The following is a 23503-nucleotide window of genomic DNA, read 5'->3' as shown; positions in this document are numbered from 1 at the left end:
TCCAGGAGACCCTGTTGCCGCAGTTGTACGCGCTCGCGCCGGTGGAGTTCAACTCGGCTGCACCGACGTGTGATTGTGCCGCTCACCGGTTCGGAAACGCGGCCGATCACCCGGAACGTGTTCGGCGGTATCCCTCGGACATGACGGACGCGGAGTGGGCCGTGGTCCGGCCGCTGCTGCCGGTGCCGGGCTGGATGCGGGGCCGGGGAGGGCAGCCGGAGGTGTACTGCCACCGGGCGATACTCGATGCGATCCGCTACCTCGTCGACAATGGCATCAAGTGGCGGGCTATGCCGGTGGACTTCCCGCCATGGGACCGGGTCTACGCGTTTTTCCGCCGCTGGCGCGATCGCGCCCTGGTCAGGGAGTTCCACGACCGGCTCCGGTCGAAGGTCCGCGAGAAGCTGGGCCGCGACGCGGAGCCGAGTGCGGGTGTGATCGACTCGCAGTCGGTCAAGGCGGACGCCGTCGTCGGTGCGGACAGCCGTGGCTTCGACGGCGGGAAGCTGGTCAACGGGCGCAAGCGGCATGTCGTGGTCGACACGCTCGGCCTGCTGCTGGGTGTGATGGTCACCGCCGCGGACACCGGTGATCGCGCCGCCGCGCAGGTCCTGCTGCGGCAAGTCGCCGACACACACCACCAGTTGGAGCTGGTCTGGGCCGACGGCGGCTACACCGGCCCCCTCGTCGAGTACTGCCTGGCCACGTTCGCGCTGGTCCTGGCGATCGTCAAGCGCAGCGACGACATGCGCGGCTTCGTGGTGCTGCCCAAGCGGTGGATCGTCGAGCGGTTCTTCGCCCACCTGATGCGCACCCGCCGCCTGGCACGCGACTTCGAACGCCGCACCACCAGCGCCGAGGCGATGGTCTGCTGGTCGATGACCCTGCTCATGACGCGCCGCCTTGCCCGGCCGGGCCCTGGGCGAGGGTGAACCGGCCCGGCTGCCGCTCGGCCAGCCAGCCCCGCGCGACCAGGCGTTTCGCCTTCGACCGCAGCGCCTCCACCTTCGCCGGCACCGCGTCCAGGCCGAACGCCACGGCCATCTCCTGGCAGGTCAGCGGCCCTTGATGGAGCCGATGCCGGTCCGCGAGGGCCTGAAGGATGCGCTGATAGTCCACCGACAGCACCGACCAGGCCAGTGCCTCACGCCACACCGGCACCTGCGACTTCGCCTTCGCCGCCTGGCCGGGCACCGAGCGCGCGTCCGCGTCCCGTGGGCCGGAGGCGGCTTCCTCATTGGCGATGCTGCCGCCGTCCGGATCCAGGACCGTGCCCACTCGCCTGCGGGCGATCACCCACTCCTGCCATTCCTGCTCGGCCGCGGCCAGTTCGGCCTGGATGCGATCGGCTTCCTCACGCAACCCGTCGACCCGACGGCGAGCAGCGAGCTCGTGCTCTTCCAGCAGTCCGACGACCGACGGCATCCACAACCTCCCGGGGAGCGACGACACAACACGCCACCACTCCCACCGAATCACCGGCCCTATGCCTGACCAGCGAAAACACCGACCTCAGATTCGGAACGACAACAGCCACTTAACGCCGCACTCACCGCGATTCAGGAGGCCGTCGAGGTCTGCGAAGCGCTGCTGCCAGAGCACGACTCGAACGAGATCGTCTCCCGCCTTGCTGTCGCCCGGAAGATACGCGAACTGGTCCGGACGCGTCTGCGCGAACGCTGACGGGCCATCTACGCGCTCGCGCCTTCCCTGGCTACGGGCTCGCCTCTACCGTCTTTGCTCCCTGTCGGCCGCCCTCGCCGAAACAGCTGACCAGGCGGGCATGGGCCGGTTCGGGATCAGTGATCCCATCGTTGTACTCGTCAATCAGGTACGACTCGAAATAGTCCCGGCGGGGGCGCCATTGGTGCAGCTCGTCCACAACCTGGCGTTTGTTCGTGCCCGAGAGCTGGGATCCCGCCTCGCCGAAGGCCGATGCGGCCAAGGTGGCCCGCCGCACCCGGTGCGGCATCCCCGCCGAGGTCGGACATGTGGAGAAGTGGCAGCCGGCCCTGGACATGATCGACGAGATGAGGTCGTGGGGCATCGATGTGCCGCTCGTCGTTGCCGACGGCGGGTATGGCGATGCGGCAGTGTGCCGGGCTCCGCAGCGGCAGGTACCGCGGTCGGGCCGGTTGTGGACCGGGCCGAAGGACGGGGCGGTGAGGGTGGCGAACACCCGAGGGTGGTCGCGGACGGTGGCGGGGATGTCGCGGCGGTCGTCTCCGGCGAGCCCTGCGCAGATGAGGTGGTAGGTGTCTCCGGCGTAGGTCCAGGCGCAGGCGGGGCAGCAGGGGGCGCGGCGGTTGCCGCAGGCGATGCGCAGGCGTCCGCCTGGCTCGCCGTCGGTGCTGTAGTGGTGCAGGGTCTCGCCGTTCGTCTTGTCCTTGGCGAGCGTCCAGCCGCGCAGGTGGATGGGGTCGGCGCAGCCTCCGGTGCGGCGGATCTGGTCTTGCCGCGGTGGAAGTCGGGGGCCGAAGCCACCGCCAGCAGGTCGCCGAGGGTGGTCGGGTCGAGCAGCGCGTCAGGCACGGGCGCCCTCCGACACGTCAGCGGCCATGCCGTCCAGGACGCCCGCTGCTCCACAGACTGCCCGACGCGCCGGAAGCTTACGGGGCCATGATCACTCGCGCCAAAGCAGCTCCCGACCAAAGTCGTTCCGCCGACCGCGTGGCCGACGTGTCACAGCAGAGCCTGGCAGGATCCGCGGCATGAGGATTGAACAAGCGGATCGGCCCGTCGCCCTGGTCAGCGGGTCCACGTCGGGGATCGGGGAGGCCGTCGCGCGGAGGCTGGCGGCGGACGGGATGCGAGTCGTCGTGCACTCACGGCGCAGCGCGGAGGCCGGGGAGGCGCTGGCGTCGGAGCTCGGCGGGGCGTACGTACGGGCGGACCTGGCGGTGGAGGAGGATGCCCGGGGGCTGGTCGAGACAGCGCTCGGCCGGTACGGGCGGCTGGACGTGCTGGTGAACAACGCGGGCATCAGCTGGCCGATCCCACACGACGACCTGGCCGCGGCGACACCCGCGGACTGGCGGCAACTGCTGGAGGTCAACCTGATCGCGCCATGGGTGCTGTGCACGGCGGCACTTCCGGCGCTGCGCAAATCCCCCGGGGGCGGCAGCATCGTGAACATCACCAGCCACGCCGGGGTACGCCCCAAGGGCTCGTCGGTGCCGTACGCGGCGAGCAAAGCCGCACTCAATCACGTGACCCGGCTGCTCGCGGCCGCGCTCGGGCCCGAGGTGCGGGTCAACGCGGTGGCGCCGGGGCTGGTGGACACGCCGATGACGAAAGACTGGGCGCAGGCGCACGAGCTGTGGCGGGACCGCGCGCCCATGCGTCGTCCGGCCCAGCCCGCCGACGTGGCCGATCTGGTGGCGTCGCTGATCGCCAGCACCTATCTCACCGGCGAGGTCATCGTGCTCGACGGCGGGCTGAATCTGACCTGAGACGCCATCCGCTAACACCGTGCCCCTCGTGTGCCCGACGAGAGAGCGGCGTCGGGGAACAGCGGGGACTCCGGGCAAATGTCCCAAGAACGCGCAGGTCAACGTTCCGCCAGCTCAGGCCGCATCCGGTTACGCGATCTTCTAAGCTAAGGCGCTGGTCCAGGATCCGACGAGGCCTGACCCCGCCCTGTAACGTTTCTTGATCCTCTTACGCTCTTGGACTGGGAGCCGGGAACGACCGGTTCCCGGCTGCCTAGGAGGGCTCAAGTGCTTTTTAGACGCGCCGTGCTGGCCGTAGGGATCGTCGTCGCCGGTTTGCCGATGGCAGGGACCGCCGCGGCGGAGCAGGGGACGGCGGCCGGCCGGATCACCGCCACTGCCTACTCCTCCGGCCCTCCCGCTCTGGTCTCGCTCGACCCCGTGAGCGGCGACGTCATCGGGACCTTCGCGCAGAACGCCGAGGACGGCGTCCTCTCTCCAAAGGGCTCCACCGTGGCGTACATCCAGCGCGATGACACCTGCATTCCCCAGACCGAGGGCTGCATGTACGCCCGGAACCTGGTGGTCGCCGACACCGACGGCAGCGACCAGCACGTTCTGGTCCCGGGTATCGCGCCCGAGACCAACGAGGCCCCGTCCGTTGGGCATCCCGACTGGTCCCCGGACGGCAAGCGGATCGTCTACGACAGCCCTCGCGGCATGGAGTGGATCAACAGCGACGGCACCGGACAGGAGGTACTCACGACGACCGGCGGCGCAGGCACCTTCTCGCCCGACGGCCGGAGCATCGCCTTCGTGAGGACCACCACGTACGAGACGGCCGACGGCTGGGAGTACGGCAGGGACGTCTGGGTCATGGACACCGCCACCCGGCAGGTGCACCAGATCAGCACCGCTCGCAACGCACTGTCCGCGCCCGTCGACTGGTCCCCCGACGGGCAGCGCATCGTCTACGTTACCGAGAATGGTCTGAGTGTCGTCGATGTGGCGACCGGCGCTGTCACCGAGCTGCAGAGCAGCTGGACGAGCCCGCTCAGCAGCCTCCACGGCCCCGTCTTCTCGCCCGACGGCACCCGGATCGCCTTCTCTGCCATGGACGACTTCGAATACACCCACAGCACCTACGTCGTCGACGCCGCCGACGGGAAGAACCTCCAAGTCCTCACGGCCCAGGTCGTGACCCCCACCGACTGGCTGGACAAGTGATCAGGGCGTCGGCCGCGGGCCCAGGTGGTGCCCGCGGCCGACCGTCCCGTAGCCAGCGGCCCAAGGGGCGCGCAGTGGGCGCGACGGAGTGCGGCTGCGGTACAGCAGTGAAGTACAGCAACCTCAGCAACCGATCACGTCCGGTAGCGTCCTCCTAGGCCCAAAGCGCGACCGGTATGACCGCCAGTGACCGATCCACACAGAGCTACGGATCAGAAGGTCTCTGATATCCACGGCTGACATCAACGACGCCGGACGGAGGCGTACCCCCAGCATCCCTGTCCGGCCGTCGTGTCAGCGAGCGGCGGCAGCCGAAGCAGGCCCCGATCGAACTCCTAATGCGGTCGTCTGCGAGGGGTGCTGTCATTCGGCTGGCAGACTGGCCGCTTGCCATGGGGACTTCGGACAGGGGGCGTATGAGCAGGCGCACGAAAGGATGGCTGATCGGCGGTTGGCTCGTGCTGGTTGTCGTCAGCTGGTCATTCACAGAGTCGATCAACGACGGGATTGAGCCAACGTCGGGTCCCCGGCCGGAGCCGTCGTCATCGAGTTCTTCTTCGGGATGTTCGGCGCCAACGCCGACACCGTCGGCCGAAGCGGAGCCCGATTTCGTTGTCACAGCGGTCATCTGCAAGACCTCAGACTGACGCCGTAACCCGAGACGTACACCGCCCTTGCCCTCGCGACAGAGGTTAGTGTCTAACCGCGTGACAACCCCGACGCACAGCGGCGAACAACCACGCACACCTGGGGACCATCGCAGCAGGTGAGGGGCACACCGGCCCAAAGTCGAGCGGACGCCCAAGTTGCTTCGGGTCGACGCAGTCGCTCGGACGAGGCACGGTATGGCGGTGCGGATCAACTCCTCGGCTGTCAGGCTGTCTTCACGGGCCGCGACGGTCCAGCCGACGACGTAGCGGCTGTAGATGTCGATCAGGACATACAGGTGGTACCAGTCGCCCTTACCGGGCCCGCGCAGCTTGGTGATGTCCCACGACCACACCTGCGAGGGGCCGTCGGCGACCAGCTCCGGCTTCACCTTGGCCGGGTGGGTGGCCTGACCGGTAAGGCGGGTGACCTCGGTGAGGACAGCCTCAACGGTGGGGCCCGCGTGCAGTACCGGGACCGGGGCCACAGCTTCCGCCATGGAGGCGTGCGTCAGCATGGCCGTCGCATGACCGGCGCGCCGCGCCGCCCTCTCCAGAGGCAGCATGGGCAGCAAGTGGCCGAAGGCAGGGGTACCCGAAAAGAGAATGCGCATGAAGTCCTCGCGTTGGCGTCGTGGATGGGCCGGACGTATGAGCGGGTGGTGAGCAACAACCGGGGCTCACCGTGTGTGTCTCGTTCGTGGCTTCGCTCTCCTGGCCGAGACACTGCCGCCGGTCGCATGGGCAGCCGTCAAAGAGCGGATGACCGACTACGTCCTGTCAACGGCTCACAGAGGAGGTCGGTTCACTGGTCACTGACGGCCAATGTCCGCTACTGCTCACCGGCGGCAGGCTCTGGGTCGATTTGAGGGGCCGTCCCGTGCTGGGGAGGTGTCAGGAAGCCGGCGCAGCACGGGTGGCGGGAGGAGCGGCGTCCACGTCCACCTGCCGCGCCGCCCCGTCGCCGGGTCCGTGAACTTCCTGGCAAGTGCGCCCTTGCCGGTGGCGGCGAGCCGTTGCCACATGGCGGGATGCTTGTCGATCCGGTGCGCACGTGCCGGGTAGGCATTGACCTGCGAAACCCGAGGTGGTCGTAACCGCGCTCGCCGGGCAACTGTTCGATGCCGGTAGAGCAGGGCCAATGGCCCAGCTCAATCGCCGCGAGGCCCGCGGTCTCCCACGAGGGCCGCCGGTCCCCAGGTCGCGGGGACAGCGCACCATCGCGGCCGGCTCGACCGGCGCTTCGTACTCCGGATCGGCGAAAGCGTGAAGTCAGCATCCGCGCGACGCGGGGCGCCGTATGGGCGGAGAGGACCACGCTGCGTACGTAACGGTTGATCAGGGCTGGTACGGCCGTTCGCCCCGCACGTTCCGCACCCCAGTCGGGCTGGGGTGCCTCGGGGCCGGTAACTTTCAGGCGCGGTGGCGTTCCTGGGTGGATCACGCGTCCAGGTCTGCCCAGAACTTCTCCAGAACAACGGCTGCTGTGCCGGGGTCCTGAAGCATCCACCAGTGGCCGAGATCTTCGAGAGGTTCGAAACGCGCTCCGAGGGTGGCGGCCGTCGCGGTTGCGGCGACAACGTCGTCGTACGGGTCGAGCGTCGGGTGGATGGCCAGACCTGGGGCTGTTGTCGGAGACGTCAGCCGGTCCCCCCAGTGTGCGAACGGATTGGGGAGCGCGGACCGGTACAGGGCGAGAATGGACGAGGCCATCGCCGAATCAAAGTTCTCGCCCATCACCCGGGCATCAGCCTCCGGACAGCCCGCCGAAGTGAGCTGACCGGCGGCGCTGAGAGGGCTGCCGGGATCGGAAACGTCCAGCGTGGCCGACGCCCATGCCTCCCCCGAGCCCGGTGTCTGCCAGAGCCGGGCAATGTCATGCCAGGTGTAGTCGGGGTGGAGGATGCCGGCCACGTCCATGACCCAGCTGCGCAGAGCGATGGTGGACCTGGTGGCGACACGCGCCACGAGAAGAGCTCCCCAGTCGTGTCCCACCAGGTCGACCGGTCCGTCGAGCTTGCGCAGTTCTGCCTCCAGCCAGTGCGCATACTCGTCCATCGTCGACTCGAGCCCATCAGGGCGGGGTGCGCCGCCGAAGCCCGGAAGGCGCAAGGCGACCGAGTCGGTACTCAGGCAGGCTCGCAATCGGTCCCACAGATCGCTGGTCTCGGGTACTCCGTGGACGAAGACAGCTGTCATGGAATTTCTCTCTCAGAGTGCGGTGAGTGCCCGGGTGAATGGCGGTGTGCGAGCGATTCAGAAATTCCTACGGCAGCCTCACCGGGCCGGTTCATTGAGCTCGGCCGCGATCATGTTGAACGCGGCGTGCGGTTCGGGGACGAAGAGCGACTGCGGTGCCGAACCCAAGTCGTCTTCGGCCGCGGAGAGTCCGGCCGCACCGGCCGGAAACGCGGCGGGGCCCGCAGGGGCGCTCACGGTCGCCAACGACCCCAGCTCGGCAAGCCGGCGACGCCGCCGAAGTCCGCCTGCGAGGCCGAATGTGCGAAGCTCTGGCCTCCGTTCCCGCAGAGGGAGTGACGCTTCCCCAGGGCATCGATGAGGCTCACATGGGATCTCTCGTCCGATCCGACGGGGGCGGCACAGACCCGGGCGCGGACGAGACCGCGCGTCCAGGTATGTCGTATGTCCAGCGTCGAGGACCCGAAGCTGGGGAAATCCTCGTCGACAAGCAGGGCTGCACGCTCTACCGCTGCGTCAAGGACACGGACTGGCCGATGACGACGGCGTGCACGGATGAGTGCCTTGAGAAGTGGAAGCCCGCGAAGTGATCGACAAGACCGACGTCTCGGGTATCGACCCGCAGCTCGTCATTCCCTTCAATCGCCCGGACGGTACGAAGCAGAAGACCATCGACTGCCGGCCGCTGTACTGGTTCACGGGTGACAAGGCGCCCGCAGACACCAAGGGCCAAGGCGCTGGGGGAACTTGGTTCGCGGTGGCTCCGGACGAAGCAACAACACTGCTTCTCCTCGGCTCGTACTCACGCAGAGCCTGCGCGACCGGGTCCATGTCGTCGACGTGACGGAGTCTGACGCGGGCCTTCCCGCCGCCGTGTACGAGGCCGATCTGGTCGTCACCGCGGTCAGCGGCGGCGGCATGCTCCTCGACGTGACCGGCGGGGGCCCGGCACAACGGTGGTCGACCGCGGTGGTCGACGACTCGTTCCTGCACCGCTCCGACACGGACCGCGCCCTCCGCCGGATGCGCGAGGGCGGGGACGTGCTCGTGGTCGACGGCGGGCTGCTCGCCCTCGGCGACACCGGGCGGCGCGTCGCCGTCACTCAGCTGTGACCGAGCCAGGTCACCAAATGGTCGCCCAGCACTGCTGGGCGAGCAGGACGCACGCGGCGGCGTTCAGCAACTTGCGGGACATGACGACAGCGGTGAACTCCCGCAGGGTCGCGCTGGGCAGGAAGTACCGGGCCGTCGGCGAACCGAGCACCTGCCCCCGCACTCCGGTGGCGCGTGCGACGAGGGCCGAGCGGAAGACGTGGAAGTTGTTGGTGACGACGGCACAGTGGTAGTCGGGATGGGACAGCTCCATGATCGCCTTGCTGTAGCGCAGGTTCTCCTCTGTCGTACGGGACTTGTCCTCTCGCACGATGAAGTCCTCGGGGAAGCCCCGCTCGACCAGGTACTGCGCCATCGCATGCGACTCCGGCAGATCCTCGTCCGGACCCTGGCCGCCGGAAGTGATCAGTATCGGGGTGCGGCCGTGCAGCGTGGCCTGGCCTTCCCAAACGGCACGGCCGCGTTCGAGCCGGCTCGCCAGCAGGGGCGGGACACGCTTGCCTCCGATGAGTCCGGAACCGAGGACGATGACGTAATCCAGGGGTCTGCGCACCTTGACGCGCCCGTACAGGAACCCGTACCCGATGAAGCACACAAAGAGGAAGGCGAAGTAGCTCACCAGGACGAAGGTGATCCCGGCCGCGATCGACAGCGGACGCAGACCTGTGCTGATGGCGACGAGCAACAGGGCGCCGACGGCGAGTATGCCCGTCCCCGCCAGGAGGGAGAGAAGGTTGCCGAGGCGCCTGCCCTCCTTGCGCACCATCCTCACACCGTTCCCGATGAGGTAGCAGGCGAGCAGCGTGACCGCGGCCACCAGGACCACGATGAGGGTCACCCTGATCAGTTCGGGCACCGGCCCGGGGGCGGCTTTGACGGCCTCGCCTATCAGCCCGATGGTCAGCAGGGCGACAGCGAGGCCGAGGAAGACCGCGTTGCTGAAGCGGCGCGGATCATTCAGGACTCCGAGTGCGAAGAGCAGCGTGGACACTGCTGCGAGGGCGTAGATCAGCACGGCGTGGACATCCCTGTTGGTTCGGCTGGGCGTTGCGGTCGTGCGAAGGCCGCCGGCCTCACGAGGAGCCCGGCGAGCGGACGGGCACGGAGCCGCTGCCCAGGGGCGAGGGTTCGTGTTCCCGTTCTACGTGCGGGTGGCGGTGCCGGTTCGGTGGCGCCGGCGATTGTGCGCCGCGCATGCGCGTGCGGAGGAGATTGCGTACGCCGGGCGGCATGCCCCGGGTGCGGTCCCGCCTACGGGCCTGTGCCTGCACGCAGGGGGTTCGCGGGAGGCGGCGTCTGCGGTACTCCTCGAGAAGGTCCCGCGTCTCGCCGGGCGGGTCGAGGCACTCGTCGAGGCCGAGCGCGTCCTCGACGACCACGCCCACCCCCTGCGCCATGTATCGGCGACGTGACGTGGCGTGCGCCGCGTCGCCCACGAGGAGGTGCGCGGTCGTCCACCGTCGGCGGGACACCTCCTTGACCGGTGAGACGTACGCGTCCTGGGTCTCGGGAGTCTCCAGCAGGTACGCGACGACGGCGTGGAACCCCGCGAACCGCTCGGCGCATCGCTCGGCCACGTCACTCGCCTCCCCGTCCTGCGGCGAGGAGGTCGACAGGTCCGCGTAGCAGTACAGACGGTCCACCGGTCGATGGCATGGTGATTGTCCGTCCGGAAACGTCGGCAGACCTGACCCACGTACCGCGGCTCTGCCTCAGGTACGTACGGGCACCCGCGCGGCTGTCGCGCAACTGCTGCGAGCGGATCGGCGCGCCGAGGTGGGCCACACGGTCCTCGAGCCCCAGTCCTGCGAGCGCGCGCACCGCGTTGGCCGGCAGGAACAGGCCCATCCCCGAGACGGGCCGGAATCTGCGCTCGATGATCGCCCCCGACATGCCTCGTCGCGCCGGCGCCCGGGCGACGGACAAGCCGGCGATACCCGTGCCGACCACCAGAACGTTCAATGGACTGAACATGCCGTGTCCTTAAGAGTGTTGGCTGTCCGGCCCGCAGGGCTCGGTGACGGATCACGGAGCAGGACGTCGTCAGGGCGTCGGCAGCTGGAACAGCTGGTACTTCGCCACCGTTTCGAATCCCATCCGCAGGTAGACCGGCTCCCCCATCTCGCTCCCCTGGAGCGTGCCGACCCGCAGTCCGCGTTCCTGGCCGACGCGCAGGGCCGCCGAGGTCAGAGCCGCGCCGATGCCCTGGCGGCGGTGGGCCTCGGCGGTCGTGACCACGTAGATGCCTGCCACTCCGTACGCTTCGAGCATGAGGGCGGTCCCCACCACCTCCCCGTCGAGCCGTCCGGCCAGCCGGACGATGCGGGCGGTGTCCGGCCGTCCGGCCTCGATGCGCAGCGAGTCGTCCCAAAGGTGCGGGTCGACGCCGAAGGACGGGCTGTAGGCGTGCACCCATTCGGCGAGGGCCTCGGCGTCGTCGACCGTCTCGATCTTCAGCCCCGCAGGGCTGTCCAGGTCGGCGAGCCGGTCCAGCCGGATGGCCATGACCGGTATCTCGCCCACCTTCGCCGCCCCGTGCTCGGCGAGTACGTCCACGACGCCCGGCGCGCTGTCGGGCCCCACCCACCACATCCACGGGACCCCGGCCAGGCGCTCGGTGACGCGTTCGACGGCGAGTCCCGCCTGCTTCGTACTCCGCAGGCGTAGCACCCCGTTGAGATGGGGATGCGCCAACCCGCTGCGGTAGTAGGTGAGATCCTCGTCCTGGCGCTCCTCTGCTCCCCAGCCAAGCCCGTAGGCACGGCAGTTGGCCAGCTGGGGCGCCATGTCCGTCAACATGTCCGTCACGTCGTTCGCTCCCTTGTCCCTACTTCAGCGGTAGCTCCTGGCCGGCCCCGGGCGACCGGCCCTTCGACGGGGAGGGCGCGGCCTCTTCCGCTCGTCCTACGGTGGCGGACACCGCACGGTTCAGTGCCTTCAGTGCCTTGCGGCGTTCAGTGCGTCGGCCGGTGAGAAGGGCTCGCGCCGCGACTGCTTGTTGATACGGCGCCGCAGTTCGGCCGAGCGACGGTAGACCTCCCTGCGGAGGCGGTTCAGTTCGCCGAGCGGCTCGTGCTCCGGCCGCGTACGCCAGGGATTGATCGCGGTCGCGTCAGCGGCCTCGATGTTGCGCTCGTCCGAGATGTTCTGGACCGGAACGCGTAGCCGCGCGACCGCGCGGAAGGGGGAGAGCTCCTCCGGCCAGGCCACGGAGCTGTTGTCCACCGGCGTCGTCGAGAGGTCGGCGCACAGCTGGGCCTCCAGCGTGAAGGTGTGGGCACGCTCGGCGGTCTCGGCCACGAGCGTCCTGCGGAACGGCTCGTCCTCGGCGTCCGTGTCGACGCGGCGGTGCGCCACGGAGCCGGTCGTGCCCACCGTGGGGGCGATACGGAGCCGGGCGATGTAGCGCCCGAAGCGGACGGCGCCGATGTTGTAGTAGCGGTAGAGGAAGAGGTGCTGCCTCTCGATGCCCAGGAGGGATACGAAGGCGAGCAGTTCGTCCCATCGCCAGTCGTCCGGCTCGGCCGTTCCACCGCTGGTGAGCAGGTTCCGCAGGACGTTGTTGCGCGATGCCGCGGTGGCCAGCGAGTCCGGGAGGTCCTCCAGCAGCCGCTGGGTCGTGAGGTAGTCGTGCGCCGTGTTCGAGAAGAACACCGGGGAGTTGACCAGCGGGATGTCGAGCGTTCCGCTGTTCTCGCCGTCCAGCAGCGACCGTCCCGGTACACCGAAGAGCTTGATGCCCATGCCCAGGATGGGACCGAGATACCGGTCAGCCCGGATGTGCGCGACACCGTTCGAGTACCGGACCACGGCGTCGTACGTGCGGGGGTGGGCGAAGAGTCCCTGGGCGTACTGCTTCGGCAGGCCGTCGAGCACTTCGAACTCGCCCGCCACCAGACCAAACGATTCGGCGTGCGCGCCGCGCAGGGCCCGGCCGGCGCCATCGTCCCGGACTCGGCCGCGCATGAAGATCTCCATGTCGTCGACGAGGCGCTTCTCGTCGGCGTGGTAGTCGGGGGGCAGGCTCTGCCGATAGGCGGAGAAGGGTACGAATGACATGGCTCTCTTTCCGATCTCTCCGGCTGTATCGCCGGGTAGGGCGTGCCCCCGCGTCGGATGGGCGAGGGCGTGGGGCAATGCGGCGCATCGGTGCCGGCCGGGATGGGGCGCCGACACGCGGGGCACGCGCGCACGGCCAGAAGGTGGCCGCGTAAGCACAACGGCCGGTCCGGAGTACGGGTTCAACGAACCCGGCGATGCGGGCCGCACGCCCTGGAGTGGGCTGCCGCGGCGCGGCCGAACGGTGCTCCGCCGCTCTCGCCCGGGATCACGGTCAGGGGTCGCGCTCACGCCGTGCCTGTCCATGGCATGGACAGGCACGCCGTAACCTGGGGCGGAGTGCTCGCCGGGGGGGAGATCATGGAATCGATGAGCAGGGGCGAAGGTGTCATCGACGACAGCCTGACCGCCGGCCGGGACCGTGCCTTCGTCGGGCGCCACGCGGAACTCTCGCTGTTCAAGGCCGCGTTGGCGGGCCACGCGGGCGCCTGCCCCATCCACTACCTGCACGGCCCGGGCGGTATCGGCAAGTCGACGCTGTTGCGCCGGCTCGCCAGAGAGGCCCGCCTGGCGGGCCGTACGGTCGTCGACGTGGACGGCAGGACCGCCGCCCCGACGCCGGAGGGCTTCGCGGAGGCGGCCGGGCCGGAAGTGCGGGCTCCGGGAGTGGTGCTGCTCGTGGACACCTTCGAGAAGTGCCAGGGACTCGAGGGCTGGCTGTGGGAACGCTTCCTGCCGCAGCTGCCCGCCGGCGCGATCGTGGTCGTGGCGGGGCGCGCCGCCCCCGATCCGCGCTGGGCCGCCGATCCCGGCTGGGACGGCCTGTTGCAGGTGACGTCCCTGCGGAACCTGGCGCCCGAGGACGCCGCCGCGTTCCTCACCGCGCGGGGGGTACCGTCCCAAGTCCACACCACGCTGCTGTCGTTCACCGGCGGCAACCCGCTCGCGCTCGCCCTGGCCGCCGCCCTCGCGGTGAAGGACGGGGCCTCCGCGCCCAGTTGGCGGCCCGATCAGGACGCCGTCGCCTTCCTCCTGCCCCTGCTCATCGGGGACACGCCGAGCCCCCTGCACCGCCGGGCGCTCGAGATCTGCGCCCATGCGTACGTCACCTCCGAGTCCCTGTTGCGGGCTCTCATGGGCGACGACGCGCCGGAGTTGTTCTCCTGGCTGCGCGTCCAGCCGTACGTCGAGACGTCGGCCGCCGGGCTTTTTCCGCACGACGTCGTACGGGAGTCGCTGGAGGCGGACCTGCGGTGGCGGGACCCGGACGGGTTCGCCGCGATGCACGGGCAGATGCGCCGGTACTTCCTCGATCGGCTCAGCTCCGCGCCCGAGTCCCGGATACTTCAGGCCACCGGCGCGCTGACCTACCTCTACCGCAGTGACGGCCACATGTCGGAGTTCAACGGCTGGCGCGAGGTGGGCCTGGTCGAGGACCAGCCGTACACTCCGGCCCATCGCGAGCGCGTGCTGGAGCTGGCGCGCAAGGCCGAGGGCGAACAGTCCGCGGCAGTCGCCGCCTTCTGGCTGGACCGGCGGCCCGAGGCGTTCCGCGTGTACCGGTCGAACCGGACCGGTGAGGTCCTCGCGTTCTCGGCCTGGCTGCGCATCGAGGAGCCGGAAGGCCTGGACGTCGATCCGGTGGTCGCCGCGGCCTGGCGGCACGCGCGGGCGAACGGGCCGCTCAGACCGGGCGAGCACCTGGCACTGGCCCGCTTCTCGGTGTATCCCGAGGAGTACCAGCGCCCGTCGGCGCCGATGACGTTCATGCAGTGGCGTGCCACCGCGGAATATGTCCGGGCCGACCGGCTCACCTGGTCGTACGCCGTGTTCCAGGACAACGGATCCTGGAACGACTATCTGCGGGACCTCAACATGCTGCCCGCCGACGAACGGCCCGCGGTCGGCGACCACCGCTACGCACTGTTCGCGCACGACTGGCGCGCGCAGCCGGCAGACGCCTGGCTGCAGGAGAAAAGCACCGCGATGCTGTCGGGCGCAGCCATGCCCCCTTCGCCGTCGTCGGCGGACGGCGGGCTGGTCGTACTGTCACGGCCCGAGTTCGACGCGGCGGTCCGGGAAGCACTGCGTACGCTGCGCAAACCGGCGGCGCTCGCCGGCAATCCGCTCAACCACAGCCGCCTGGTCATCGAGAGCGGGCGCGGCCTGTCCGAGGTTCTGGCGTCCGCCGCCGAGGGCCTGCTCGGCGAACGGAGCGGCGAGAAGCGCCATCGTGCGGTGACCGCCACCTACTTCCGGGGCGCGCCCACCCAGGAGGCAGCGGCGGAACTGCTCGGGCTGCCCTTCAGCACGTACCGGCGGCATCTCACCTCCGCGCTGGAGCGGATGAGTGACCTGCTGTGGCACCACGAGCTCCGGGGCACCGCGCTGCCGTCCGGGCCGGCCGGGGACGGGAGCGGGAGCCGGCCTGACAGCCGGTTCCGGCGTACGTGCGCGACGGCTCTCCCCCGATCGCAAACGCGTACGCCGTCAAGCTCGTACTCGGTGAGATTCACGGTCCGCGGCCGATGACAGTTCACCGCGCAGCCGTGGCCCCGCGCAGCCACGTTTTCGACCGGTGGGTGAACCAGGCACCCATTCTCTGCGTTGCAACGCCGCGTAACCAGAAGTCAGGACGAGCGCCGCCGCGCCGGCCTACGGCTGTCTGCCGCAACGGCAGAAGGACGGCGTGGACCTGAAGGGTCCTGCCGTGGCGGAGGAGAGCGCCACCGTGCGTGACAGCCTCGGGCCCGTCGGGGACGGCACGCCCCGCCGGTACCGGGTACAGGTCGAGGATTCCCTGGACCTGTCGCTGACGAAGGCCGCACGCGAGGTGAACGCGGTCCTCGGAACACCCAGGGCAAGGTCAACTGCACCGTGGGCTCGACGGTGGTCGTCGACCTCCGGCGGTGGCAGCTCGGATCACCGCAGTTCGACGACCCGATCGAGGAATGCCGCGCGCTGCTCATCAAGCAGCAGGCCAACGCAAGGCCCTACGACCGCGAGGGCCGGTGCCGGACCGAGTTGAACCGATCCGTGACCCGTGTCGTAGAACCGTGCGGCCCCGCGACCGTGGGGCCCGGCAACGGCAGAGGGAGGCACCACGCTCATGGCACTGCCCCGGACACCGGCGGCCCATGAGGGCCGCCTCTCCGCGAGCGCGCCGCTCCAGGACGAGCTCTGCTTCGCCCTGTACGTCGCGGCGCGGGCGTCGGTCGGCCACTATCGTCCGCTCCTGGCCGAGCTCGGACTCACGTATCCGCAGTACCTGGTCATGCTCGTGCTGTGGGAGCGGGGCCCGGTCACCGTCAAGGACCTGGGCAAGGTGCTCAGTCTGGACTCCGGCACCCTGTCCCCTCTCCTGAAGCGCCTGGAAGACGCGGGAATCGTCGACAGACGGCGCAACCAGAGCGATGGACGCCAGCTCGAGGTGTCCATCACGGAGACGGGGGACGCCCTGCGGGAGCGAGCGCGTCGCGTCGCGGAGTCGGCCCGGCGGGAACTCCATTACTCGCCGGAGCAGTACGACGCCCTCGTCCGTTCCCTGCACGACCTGGCCGGGCGCCCGGGCGTGCGGGCGGGATCCCGGCCGGCCGGACCATCGGTGTCGCCCTGGAGGACTACGGCTTCTTGAGGGGAGTCGCGGGGCGCGGTCCGCCCCGTGACGGGGTCTGCCGTGCCGGCGGCCCATGGGGTAGGAAGGACTCCGGCGTCACCGGTCGGCGGAATGCCGCCGTACCGGCCGTGACGCCGATGGTCGGTCCGATCGGTCTCGGAGGGTCCTGTGGATTGCGAGCACGCCCGTATCGCCCTCACCGCGCAGGTGCTCGGCATCCTCGAACGGGCGGAGCGCGACGGCCTGCGGGCGCACCTCGACCAGTGCTCGTCGTGCCGTTGCGAGCGGGAGGAACTTCTCGGCGTGCTCCCGCTGCTCGACACCGTGATGCCGTACGAACTGGACGGCGTGCCGACACCCGACCCCGCGCGGGCCATCGAGGCCGCGCGCCGTGCGGCGGCGGACCGGGACTGACGCGTACGCGCCGGGCAGCCGGTTTCCCGAAAGCCGCGCGGCCGGGGTCTCACCTCCAGGCGGATGCCCCGTCAGACCACGTCATGCCCCGTGGGGATCAGGGCGGCCCGAGTACCTCCGGTGCGGTCAGGGCGCGGGCGGTATCGGCGAAGTACGACTCCGGAGCCGCTTCTTCCGGGCCGAGGACGACTCCCTGGCTGAGGCCGACGAGGAGTGCTCTGAGCGCGGTGGCCAGGCGCCGCGCCTGCTGTGGCGTCACCGTGGCTCCATGGTGCGATCTGCCGGCGAACAGCGCCGCCAGGCGTTCCTCGTGGGCCTGGATGGACGCGGCGAGCCTGGCCTGCAGTTCGGGGTCGCGCAACGCCATGTCCTGCAGGCTGATCTCGAACGACAGGTGCCGCAAAGCGTCGGGATCGTCGCACACGCGCCGGTAGTAGCGGGCGAAGGCATCGACCGCCGCCACCAGGTCGAGTGCGACGGGGGCGGCCTGCTCCATGCCTTCGTAGTGCGGACCGAGGTAGTCGGTGACCAGTGCGGTCATCAGGCCGTTCTTGCTGCCGAACAGCGAGTAGACGGCGCCGGTGGTCAGGCCGGCCTGTTCGGCGATCTCGTCGAGCCGGGCGCGGTGGCCGTCCCTGGCCACGGCCTGGCGCGCTGCGTCGAGCAGGGCGCGGCGATTGCGTTCCTTGGTCTCGACCCTTGTCATTCTCATAATCTCATTATTACAGTAATCTGATTATGAATGTTGGAGAGTACATGAGGCGGGTGCCCGGCTATGCGGTGTTCCCGTCCGTCGACGTCATGCACGCCGAACTCGACGCGGTGGCCGCCGCCCACCCCGGCCTGGTGCGACTGCGGCGCGTCGGGACCTCGCGCCTCGGCGAGCCGCTGCGCGTGCTGACCGTCGGCGACGGGCCCGCGGACGCGGTCGTCATCGGTGGACCGCATCCCAACGAGCCGGTCGGGACCCTCACCGTCAGCGCCCTGATCGAGCTGCTGTGCGAGGACGCCGCGCTGCGGGCCGAACTGGGCCATCGCTGGCACTTCCTGCCGTGCGCCGACCCGGACGGCGCCAGGCTCAACGAGGGCTGGTACGGCCGTCCCGGCGACCGCCGCGCCTACGTCGAGCACTTCTACCGTCCCGATCTGCCCGACCAGGTCGAGTGGACCTTCCCGCTGATCGACGAGGACTACCACTTCGACCGCACCCTGCCGGAGACGGCGGCCCTGATGCGGCTCATGGACGAGGTTGAACCGTCCCTGGTCTGCTCCCTGCACAACGGGGAGTACCAGGGGGCGTACTTCTACCTGAACCGCGACGATGCTCCGCTCGCCGAGCAACTGGCCGAACTGCCCGGCCTGCAAGGCCTCCCACTGCATCACGGCGAGCCGGAACTGCCCGGCTCGAAACCGATCGCCCCGGCCGTCCACACCACTCCGAATGGAGCGCAGGTGGCCGCCGCGTTCGGGGCGGGCGGCAGCAGCGCCGACTACGCGGCCCGGTTCGGTGCGCTCCACCTGGTGACCGAGGTGCCCTACTGGGCCGACGCGCGTGTGTCCGACCGGACCGGATCCGGCCGCACCCACCAGGAGATCGCCACCGCCGGGGCGACCGCCCGGCGCGAGCTGATCGAGACGCTCCAGGCGGCCCTGCGAGCCGTCTCGGACGACCTCACCGTGCGGTCGCCGTTCCGCCGCTCCACCGAGAGCACGCTGGAGACCTTGCGCAGGCTCGCCGAACGGGCAGAAGTGCCGGCCGGCCTCGACCGGCCGGCCACGCTCGCCGAGGAGTTCGACAGCCGTCAGGCGGTGCATCTGCTGCGGCTCCGCCTGCTCGGGGTGTTCCTGCGCATGCTCGACGCCGAGATCGCCGCGGGCAACCCGACACCGGCCATCCGAGCACAACACCGCCTGCTCACAGAGCGGTTCGACCGCTGGTTCCGGGAAGCCGAGGCCGAGTCCCCGGGGCCCGCGATCGAGATCCGCAGGCTGGTCGCGGTGCAACTGGGCGCCGTCCTGCTCGCCGCCTCCCGAACGGCGGGCGGTACCGCCACCCGGCAGGTCGCACCATGACGGTGCAAACATGCACGGACTGCCATGTCTGCGGATCGGAGCGGGACCACCCATCCTGCTGTTCGCGCCCCCGGAAGTCGCGGCGGCACTCGCCACGAGGGGACCGGTCGGCACGCCCGGGCCGTCGATGAACCGCGCACGACGAACGACGCGCTCACCGGCGGGCCGCGTTTGAGCAGGAAACCGGTCTGGGAAGTGAGCAGCGGAAGCCGACATGCTCACACCGTCCAGATCGACGGAGGGCTGTGTGATGCATGTCGTGGTGTGCGGTGCGGGTCCGGTGGGCGCGGTGGTCGCCCTGTTGCTGGCGGCGGGGGGCCATCAGGTAACGGTTCTGGACCAGCGGCCTGTCCCTCCCCCGTCGGCGGATCCGGGCACCCGAGGGCAGCTCCCGACCGTGTCCGACCGGCTGCGCGCGACCAGAGAACCCCCTCTTCTGATGCTTCCCGGAGCCATGCGCATGGTGTCCCGCGAGCTGCCCGGCATCGCCCGGAAACTCGCATCGGCGAGCACCGTCATCGAGGGGGGAACGGACTTGGTCGCGCACCGCACGGTCGTCTCGTCGATGCTGAGCGAGGAGTTGTCGCGTACGCGGGGCGTCAGGACCGAACGCGGAGTCGGTGTCGCCGCCCTGCTGACGACCGGCACGGAACGTATCCCCGGCAGGCCGCACATCCAAGGGGTCCTGACGGACACGGGCAAGGCCGTGCTCGCCGATCTGGTCGTCGACGCGGCCGGCCGCGAGTCTCGGATGGTCAGGCTGCTGAGCGAGGTGGGCGCGCCCCGACCGCACGAGGAACGCCAGGACACCGGCTTTCGGTTCTACACCCGCCATTTCGGTTCGGCCGAGACCTCTGCCGGACGGGCGAGGTGGTCTCTTCACCACTTCGACGGCGTTTCCGTCGGTGTGCTGTCCGCAGGCCACGGGCAGTGGTCGATGACGCTGTGCATCGGCGACGAAGACCTGGAGCTGTACCTGCTCGCTGGACCGTCCGCGTGGAACCGGGCGGCCGGGCTGTACGCGCCGCTGCTGCCGCGCCTCGGCGGAAGCCCTCTTCCCGGTGTGTGGGTCACCTCCCGCCTGGAGAGCTGCTACCGGCGTTTCGTCCTGCGTGGCCGCCCGGTGGCGACCGGAACGGCGAGCGTCGGCGACGCATGGGCCGCGACCAATCCCCTGCTCGGTCTGGGGCCGTCGATGGGACTGCTGCACGCCGTCCTGCTGAGGGACGCCGTGCGGCAGGGCGGCCCGGAGGAGGTCGCCGTACGGTTCGACCGCCTCACCGAGGATCTGCTGGCGCCGCTCCACCACCGGATCACCGAGTGGGAGGAGGGACTACAGGCAGGAGACGGCTGGTTTTCGGACCGCCCGGGGAGCCGGCGGGGCCTTCCCGGGGCGGCTGCCGTATCCGGGGCGCCGCCCGGACCGGACACGAAACCCGCGGGTCTCGCCCGCGATCTGCTGGCCCGGTTCTCCGCGGTGGCGGCCGACGCCGCCTCCTCCACTCGGACAGGCCCGTCCCGCGCCCAGCTCGTGGAGACGCTCGCGCGAAGCGGCACCGGCGTATGAGGAGGACTGGTCCACTGATGAGCAAAGGGTCTCAGAACATGAGTCGGACTCCGGAAGCCGGAACACCGATACCCGGTGCAAGTCCCGGCCCTCCGCGGTCCGACGACTGCGAGGAATTCGTACGTGCCCTCTACCACCACCACGCCACCCCGCTGCTGCGCTACGCGGCCCGCCTGCTGGGCGGCGACTGGCACAAGGCGGAGGACCTGCTGCAGGAAGCCACCGCTCGCGCGTGGCGGCACTTCGCCTCCGCCGGCACAGATCCGGTGTCCATCCGTCCCTGGCTGTTCACCGTCGTGCGGAACCTCGCCATCGACCACCACCGCGCCCAGCTCATCCGGCCCTCGGAGACCCAGGCCATCGAGGATCTCGATCTGCCGGTCGACGATGCCATCGATCGCATGCTCACCACGCAGATCGTGCTGGACGCGCTCAGCCTGCTCACCCCCGCCCAGCGCAAGGTGCTCACCCTGACGTACTACCGCGGCTACAGCGTCGTACAGGCCGCCGAACACCTCGGCATCCCACCGGGCACCGTCAAATCACGCAGCTACTACGCTCTGCGGGCACTGCGCGACACCCTCCGTGCACGCGGTGTCGTCCGGTCCTGACCCAGGAGCAGCCGCGCGCCGAACGCGGACGCGCGGCGCGGCGCCACGGCGAGGACGACCGCCGCGGCCGTGGCGAGCACGGCGACGAGGGCGGCGTACACATGGGCCGCGATCCGCAGCCCGTACCGCTCCGTGAGGAGGCCCGCGCCCACCGCTGGCAGGCTCATCGCCACATGGCTGAGGACGTAGTACGCGGCCAGGGTGGTGCTCCGGTCCGGCCGCGGGACCGGGGCGAGAACCATGCGCAGCGAGCCCTGCGACACCGCGCCGAAGGCGACGCCGGCCAGCACGGCCGCGGTGAATACGGCGGGCAGATACATCAGCCGCAGGGCGGCCAGAGTCAGGGCGACGGCGGGCAGGACCGCGGCGCGGCCGAGGAGCGTGGCGGTCACGGGTCGCAGTCCGCGCGTGGCCCACACCGTGAGGGCCGCGGACAGAGCCAGGGCGAAGAAGACCATGCCGCCCGCCGCGCGCGGGGCGTCGGGAGCCAGCAGGCGGACGAAGGCCGGGCCGAGGGACGAGTAGAAACCGCCCAGCGCCCATACGGCGACGACGCCCCCGCCGCTGAGCAGAAGGGCGCGGCGGGACACGGGTGAGACGGTGACGCGCGGGCGCAGGGAGCGCCAGGCCCCGGCGTGCGGGCGGGCTGTCTCTGGAGAGCGCGGCGGCGACGGCCTGCGCGGTGAGACGAGCATCAGCACGACATACACGGTGGAGGTCGGGCCGGGTGCGTAGCGGATGAGCAGCGTGGCCACGAGGACCCCGGCCGGGACGCGTCGGCGCGTCGAGATCGACGAGCCCGGCGCCCGCCGCGCTGGTGGCCGCGCCGGTGGCAAGTCCCTGCAGGACACGGGCGGCGATGAGCGCATCCGTGCCGTCGGCGACGGCGAAGGCGGCCATCGAGGCCTCTTCCAGGGCCAACGCGCCCACAAGAACGGGGCGCCGGACAGCGCGCCGGTGGTGAGCAGGGAGACCAGCAGCGCCACGGTGTACGCGCTGAAGAACACCGTCCAGGACGAACGGCAGGCGCGGCGCGAGGGGGGTGCGGTGCGCCAAGGTCAGGAGGCCAGGACTCCTCCCGCCATGAAGCAATATCTTTGCTTTAAGATAGATGCATGAGTCGCAAATCGATGGTGCGTCCCGGCGGCCGCAGCGCCCGCGTCCAGGCGTCGGTCCACTCCGCGGTGCGCGAGCTGGAAGCGGAAGTGGGCCGGCCGGCGTTGACCGTTCCCCTGATCGCCGCCCGTGCCGGCGTCACTCCCTCGACGATCTATCGCCGTTGGGGCGACCTCCAGGAACTGCTGTCGGACGTCGCCGTGGAGCGTCTGCGTCCGGAGGCTCCGCCGGAGGACCACGGATCCCTGTCGGCGGACCTGCGGAACTGGGCCGAGCAGTTCCTCGACGAGATGGCCTCGCCCGCGGGCCGCGCCTACATCCGCGACGCCCTGCTCGGCGACCCCGACGGTGACAACGCGGGCCGGTGCTCGGCGTACGCGGCCGAGCAGGTCGGCATCATTCTCGGCCGGGCCACGGAGCGCGACGAGGACACTCCGGACGCCGAGACCGTCATCGACCGGGTCGTGGCACCGATCATGTACCGCATCCTCTTCCGTCCCGACGGTCTGACCGCCGCCTACGCACACCGTCTGGTCGGGGAAGCGCTGGAGCGACGCGTAACGGCCGGCTGACCGGCCGTTACGCCGACGGGGCGTCGGCTAGTTCGCCTCGGCGATCCTCGTTCCGTTCAGCTCGCTGCGCCACAGGAGGTCGGTGAGGCGATCGATCCCGCTCGAGAGGTGTCTGCGGTAGGTGCTGAACGGCAGTCCGATGCGTTCGGCGGCGGCCTCCTGGCTCGGGGTTCCTTCGAGGTACGTGATGCCGAGGGCCCCGTGATGCTTGTCGCCCGAGCGTCCTTCCCGGACGGCGTCGACGGCGGAGGCGAGCAGTCCGGCGAGATTCGTACCGCTATCGGTGACCAGGCGGCTGCGGTTGAGGGGGTTGGCGGCGAGCGCGTCCGGACGCCGGAGGGCGCGCAGGGCGTCGCGGACCGCGGTGTCGAACTCCGGTCTGGACAGCACGACCAGTTCCTCGTCATGCTCCGGTGTGCGGGACGGTGTCCTCGACGCGGGGTCGTCGGTCAGGGTGGCGTTCGACCTGGCCTCCAGCCACGAGCCGACCGGTTGAGCCCGCCAGTCGTGGCTGAAGAGCGCATAGGCGTGCTGCCCGACGTGGGGCCGTCGGGCAGCGGGCGGCATGGCGAAGTAGCTCAGGTAGTCGTCCCAGTACCCGTTGTCGCGCATGACGACGAACGTCCAGGGCAACCGGTCGGCCCGGAAGATCTCACCCAGCGCACGCCAGTGCATCAGGTCCATCGGCGCCGAGGTGCGCTGATAGAGCGGCGGATGCACGGAGAAACGGGCCAGCGCCAAGTGCTCGCCGGGCCTCAGCGGGGCCGCGGAACGCGCATGCGCCCAGGCGGCGTCGACAACCGGGGGCGACATCGGTGCCGGCAGAACCAGGACTGCCTGGTGAGCGGGGCGTCGGGC

The 23503-nt window shown here is 70.1% G+C and carries 25 protein-coding genes and 3 pseudogenes; 15 read left to right on the top strand and 13 right to left on the bottom strand.

Annotated elements, in window-relative coordinates:
• Positions 1 to 140 precede the first annotated feature (140 nt).
• A complete protein-coding gene (locus QQY66_RS48035) occupies positions 141 to 932 on the top strand; it encodes an IS5 family transposase (protein ID WP_301986886.1) in 792 nt (263 codons plus the stop codon).
• On the opposite strand, the gene QQY66_RS48030 is transcribed toward QQY66_RS48035, so the two are convergent.
• Entirely contained in the window at positions 889 to 1425 is a 537-nt protein-coding gene (locus QQY66_RS48030; RefSeq protein WP_301986885.1) for a hypothetical protein, read from the bottom strand. The two genes, QQY66_RS48035 and QQY66_RS48030, sit on opposite strands and share 44 nt — an antisense overlap.
• Before the next feature lie 464 nt (positions 1426 to 1889).
• On the opposite strand from QQY66_RS48030, the pseudogene QQY66_RS48025 reads away from it, so the two are divergent.
• Positions 1890 to 2084: pseudogene (locus tag QQY66_RS48025) on the top strand (transposase); the annotation flags it as partial.
• Positions 2085 to 2095: 11 nt separating this feature from the next.
• Here QQY66_RS48025 and QQY66_RS48020 read toward each other — a convergent pair.
• Positions 2096 to 2532 (bottom strand): annotated as a pseudogene (locus QQY66_RS48020) (replication initiator); the annotation flags it as partial.
• 179 nt (positions 2533 to 2711) lie between these two features.
• Between QQY66_RS48020 and QQY66_RS48015 the strand changes: the two are divergent.
• Positions 2712 to 3452: an SDR family NAD(P)-dependent oxidoreductase gene (locus QQY66_RS48015; RefSeq protein ID WP_301986884.1), complete on the top strand. Its 741-nt coding sequence runs from the start codon at positions 2712 to 2714 to the stop codon at positions 3450 to 3452.
• Between the two features lie 267 nt (positions 3453 to 3719).
• Positions 3720 to 4658, top strand: coding sequence for a DPP IV N-terminal domain-containing protein (locus QQY66_RS48010; RefSeq protein WP_301986883.1), 939 nt, complete (start codon positions 3720 to 3722; stop codon positions 4656 to 4658).
• An 853-nt stretch (positions 4659 to 5511) separates the two neighbouring features.
• On the opposite strand, the pseudogene QQY66_RS48005 reads toward QQY66_RS48010, so the two are convergent.
• The 3 genes and pseudogenes from QQY66_RS48005 to QQY66_RS47995 all read right to left on the bottom strand — a co-directional run.
• A pseudogene (locus QQY66_RS48005) lies at positions 5512 to 5694 on the bottom strand (DDE-type integrase/transposase/recombinase); the annotation flags it as partial.
• Between the two features lie 1051 nt (positions 5695 to 6745).
• Positions 6746 to 7504 carry an alpha/beta fold hydrolase gene (locus tag QQY66_RS48000; protein ID WP_301986881.1) on the bottom strand — a complete coding sequence of 253 codons (759 nt, stop codon included), beginning with the start codon at positions 7502 to 7504 and terminating at the stop codon, positions 6746 to 6748.
• Positions 7505 to 7582: 78 nt separating this feature from the next.
• Positions 7583 to 7741, bottom strand: coding sequence for a hypothetical protein (locus QQY66_RS47995; protein WP_301986879.1), 159 nt, complete (start codon positions 7739 to 7741; stop codon positions 7583 to 7585).
• 131 nt (positions 7742 to 7872) lie between these two features.
• Between QQY66_RS47995 and QQY66_RS47990 the strand changes: the two genes are divergently transcribed.
• From QQY66_RS47990 to QQY66_RS47980, 3 genes are read left to right on the top strand one after another with little or no spacing between them, the layout of a single operon-like run.
• On the top strand, positions 7873 to 8094 hold the full coding sequence (locus tag QQY66_RS47990; protein WP_301986877.1) for a hypothetical protein: 222 nt from the start codon (positions 7873 to 7875) through the stop codon (positions 8092 to 8094).
• Positions 8076 to 8348, top strand: a complete 273-nt coding sequence (locus tag QQY66_RS47985; protein WP_301986874.1) for a hypothetical protein — start codon at positions 8076 to 8078, stop codon at positions 8346 to 8348. Before QQY66_RS47990 ends, QQY66_RS47985 begins: the two co-directional genes overlap by 19 nt.
• The gene (locus QQY66_RS47980) at positions 8345 to 8617 is read left to right on the top strand and encodes a hypothetical protein (protein ID WP_301986873.1); all 273 of its coding nucleotides are present in this window, start codon (positions 8345 to 8347) and stop codon (positions 8615 to 8617) included. The genes QQY66_RS47985 and QQY66_RS47980 overlap by 4 nt, the downstream gene beginning before the upstream one ends.
• 10 nt (positions 8618 to 8627) lie before the next feature.
• Here QQY66_RS47980 and QQY66_RS47975 read toward each other — a convergent pair whose 3' ends face one another.
• From QQY66_RS47975 to QQY66_RS47960, 5 genes are all read right to left on the bottom strand, one after another.
• Complete coding sequence (locus QQY66_RS47975) at positions 8628 to 9632, bottom strand: YdcF family protein (RefSeq protein WP_301986872.1); 1005 nt, start codon at positions 9630 to 9632, stop codon at positions 8628 to 8630.
• Between the two features lie 58 nt (positions 9633 to 9690).
• Entirely contained in the window at positions 9691 to 10260 is a 570-nt protein-coding gene (locus QQY66_RS47970; RefSeq protein ID WP_301986871.1) for a hypothetical protein, read from the bottom strand.
• On the bottom strand, positions 10196 to 10591 hold the full coding sequence (locus tag QQY66_RS50745; protein WP_367667057.1) for an FAD-dependent monooxygenase: 396 nt from the start codon (positions 10589 to 10591) through the stop codon (positions 10196 to 10198). The genes QQY66_RS47970 and QQY66_RS50745 overlap by 65 nt, the downstream gene beginning before the upstream one ends.
• A 69-nt stretch (positions 10592 to 10660) precedes the next feature.
• On the bottom strand, positions 10661 to 11416 hold the full coding sequence (locus QQY66_RS47965; RefSeq protein ID WP_301987744.1) for a GNAT family N-acetyltransferase: 756 nt from the start codon (positions 11414 to 11416) through the stop codon (positions 10661 to 10663).
• Between the two features lie 138 nt (positions 11417 to 11554).
• Positions 11555 to 12676 carry a catalase family protein gene (locus tag QQY66_RS47960; RefSeq protein ID WP_301986870.1) on the bottom strand — a complete coding sequence of 374 codons (1122 nt, stop codon included), beginning with the start codon at positions 12674 to 12676 and terminating at the stop codon, positions 11555 to 11557.
• A 369-nt stretch (positions 12677 to 13045) separates the two neighbouring features.
• Between QQY66_RS47960 and QQY66_RS47955 the strand changes: the two genes are divergently transcribed.
• The 3 genes from QQY66_RS47955 (at position 13046) to QQY66_RS47945 (ending at position 16706) form a co-directional block, all read left to right on the top strand.
• Positions 13046 to 15208, top strand: a complete 2163-nt coding sequence (locus QQY66_RS47955) for an ATP-binding protein (protein WP_301986868.1) — start codon at positions 13046 to 13048, stop codon at positions 15206 to 15208.
• A gap of 577 nt (positions 15209 to 15785) precedes the next feature.
• Positions 15786 to 16310, top strand: a complete 525-nt coding sequence (locus QQY66_RS47950; protein WP_301986867.1) for a MarR family winged helix-turn-helix transcriptional regulator — start codon at positions 15786 to 15788, stop codon at positions 16308 to 16310.
• A gap of 150 nt (positions 16311 to 16460) precedes the next feature.
• The gene (locus QQY66_RS47945) at positions 16461 to 16706 is read left to right on the top strand and encodes a zf-HC2 domain-containing protein (protein WP_301986866.1); all 246 of its coding nucleotides are present in this window, start codon (positions 16461 to 16463) and stop codon (positions 16704 to 16706) included.
• A 97-nt stretch (positions 16707 to 16803) separates the two neighbouring features.
• On the opposite strand, the gene QQY66_RS47940 is transcribed toward QQY66_RS47945, so the two are convergent.
• Positions 16804 to 17412, bottom strand: coding sequence for a TetR/AcrR family transcriptional regulator (locus QQY66_RS47940; RefSeq protein WP_301986864.1), 609 nt, complete (start codon positions 17410 to 17412; stop codon positions 16804 to 16806).
• A gap of 50 nt (positions 17413 to 17462) precedes the next feature.
• On the opposite strand from QQY66_RS47940, the gene QQY66_RS47935 reads away from it, so the two are divergent.
• The 3 genes from QQY66_RS47935 to QQY66_RS47925 all read left to right on the top strand — a co-directional run bounded on the left by QQY66_RS47935 (position 17463) and on the right by QQY66_RS47925 (position 20957).
• Entirely contained in the window at positions 17463 to 18779 is a 1317-nt protein-coding gene (locus tag QQY66_RS47935) for a M14 family zinc carboxypeptidase (protein ID WP_301986862.1), read from the top strand.
• Between the two features lie 214 nt (positions 18780 to 18993).
• On the top strand, positions 18994 to 20346 hold the full coding sequence (locus QQY66_RS47930; protein ID WP_301986861.1) for an NAD(P)/FAD-dependent oxidoreductase: 1353 nt from the start codon (positions 18994 to 18996) through the stop codon (positions 20344 to 20346).
• Between the two features lie 38 nt (positions 20347 to 20384).
• On the top strand, positions 20385 to 20957 hold the full coding sequence (locus tag QQY66_RS47925) for a sigma-70 family RNA polymerase sigma factor (RefSeq protein WP_301986860.1): 573 nt from the start codon (positions 20385 to 20387) through the stop codon (positions 20955 to 20957).
• Here QQY66_RS47925 and QQY66_RS47920 read toward each other — a convergent pair.
• Positions 20900 to 21712, bottom strand: a complete 813-nt coding sequence (locus QQY66_RS47920; RefSeq protein WP_301986859.1) for a hypothetical protein — start codon at positions 21710 to 21712, stop codon at positions 20900 to 20902. The genes QQY66_RS47925 and QQY66_RS47920 overlap by 58 nt on opposite strands.
• Between QQY66_RS47920 and QQY66_RS47915 the strand changes: the two genes are divergently transcribed.
• Together QQY66_RS47915 and QQY66_RS47910 are read left to right on the top strand one after the other, a co-directional pair.
• Positions 21696 to 22076 (top strand): hypothetical protein, encoded by a 381-nt coding sequence (locus QQY66_RS47915; RefSeq protein ID WP_301986858.1) that lies wholly within the window; start codon positions 21696 to 21698, stop codon positions 22074 to 22076. The genes QQY66_RS47920 and QQY66_RS47915 overlap by 17 nt on opposite strands.
• Positions 22073 to 22645 carry a TetR/AcrR family transcriptional regulator gene (locus QQY66_RS47910; protein ID WP_301986856.1) on the top strand — a complete coding sequence of 191 codons (573 nt, stop codon included), beginning with the start codon at positions 22073 to 22075 and terminating at the stop codon, positions 22643 to 22645. The genes QQY66_RS47915 and QQY66_RS47910 overlap by 4 nt, the downstream gene beginning before the upstream one ends.
• Positions 22646 to 22672: 27 nt before the next feature.
• On the opposite strand, the gene QQY66_RS47905 is transcribed toward QQY66_RS47910, so the two are convergent.
• The gene (locus tag QQY66_RS47905) at positions 22673 to 23458 is read right to left on the bottom strand and encodes a hypothetical protein (protein ID WP_301986855.1); all 786 of its coding nucleotides are present in this window, start codon (positions 23456 to 23458) and stop codon (positions 22673 to 22675) included.
• Positions 23459 to 23503 lie beyond the last annotated feature (45 nt).

Origin of the sequence: Streptomyces sp. DG2A-72, from assembly GCF_030499575.1 — a bacterium.
In the GTDB taxonomy this organism is placed as follows: Bacteria; Actinomycetota; Actinomycetes; order Streptomycetales; family Streptomycetaceae; genus Streptomyces.
Note: the sequence above shows the minus strand (reverse complement) of the source record. Positions and strands in the feature narration are given on the sequence as shown.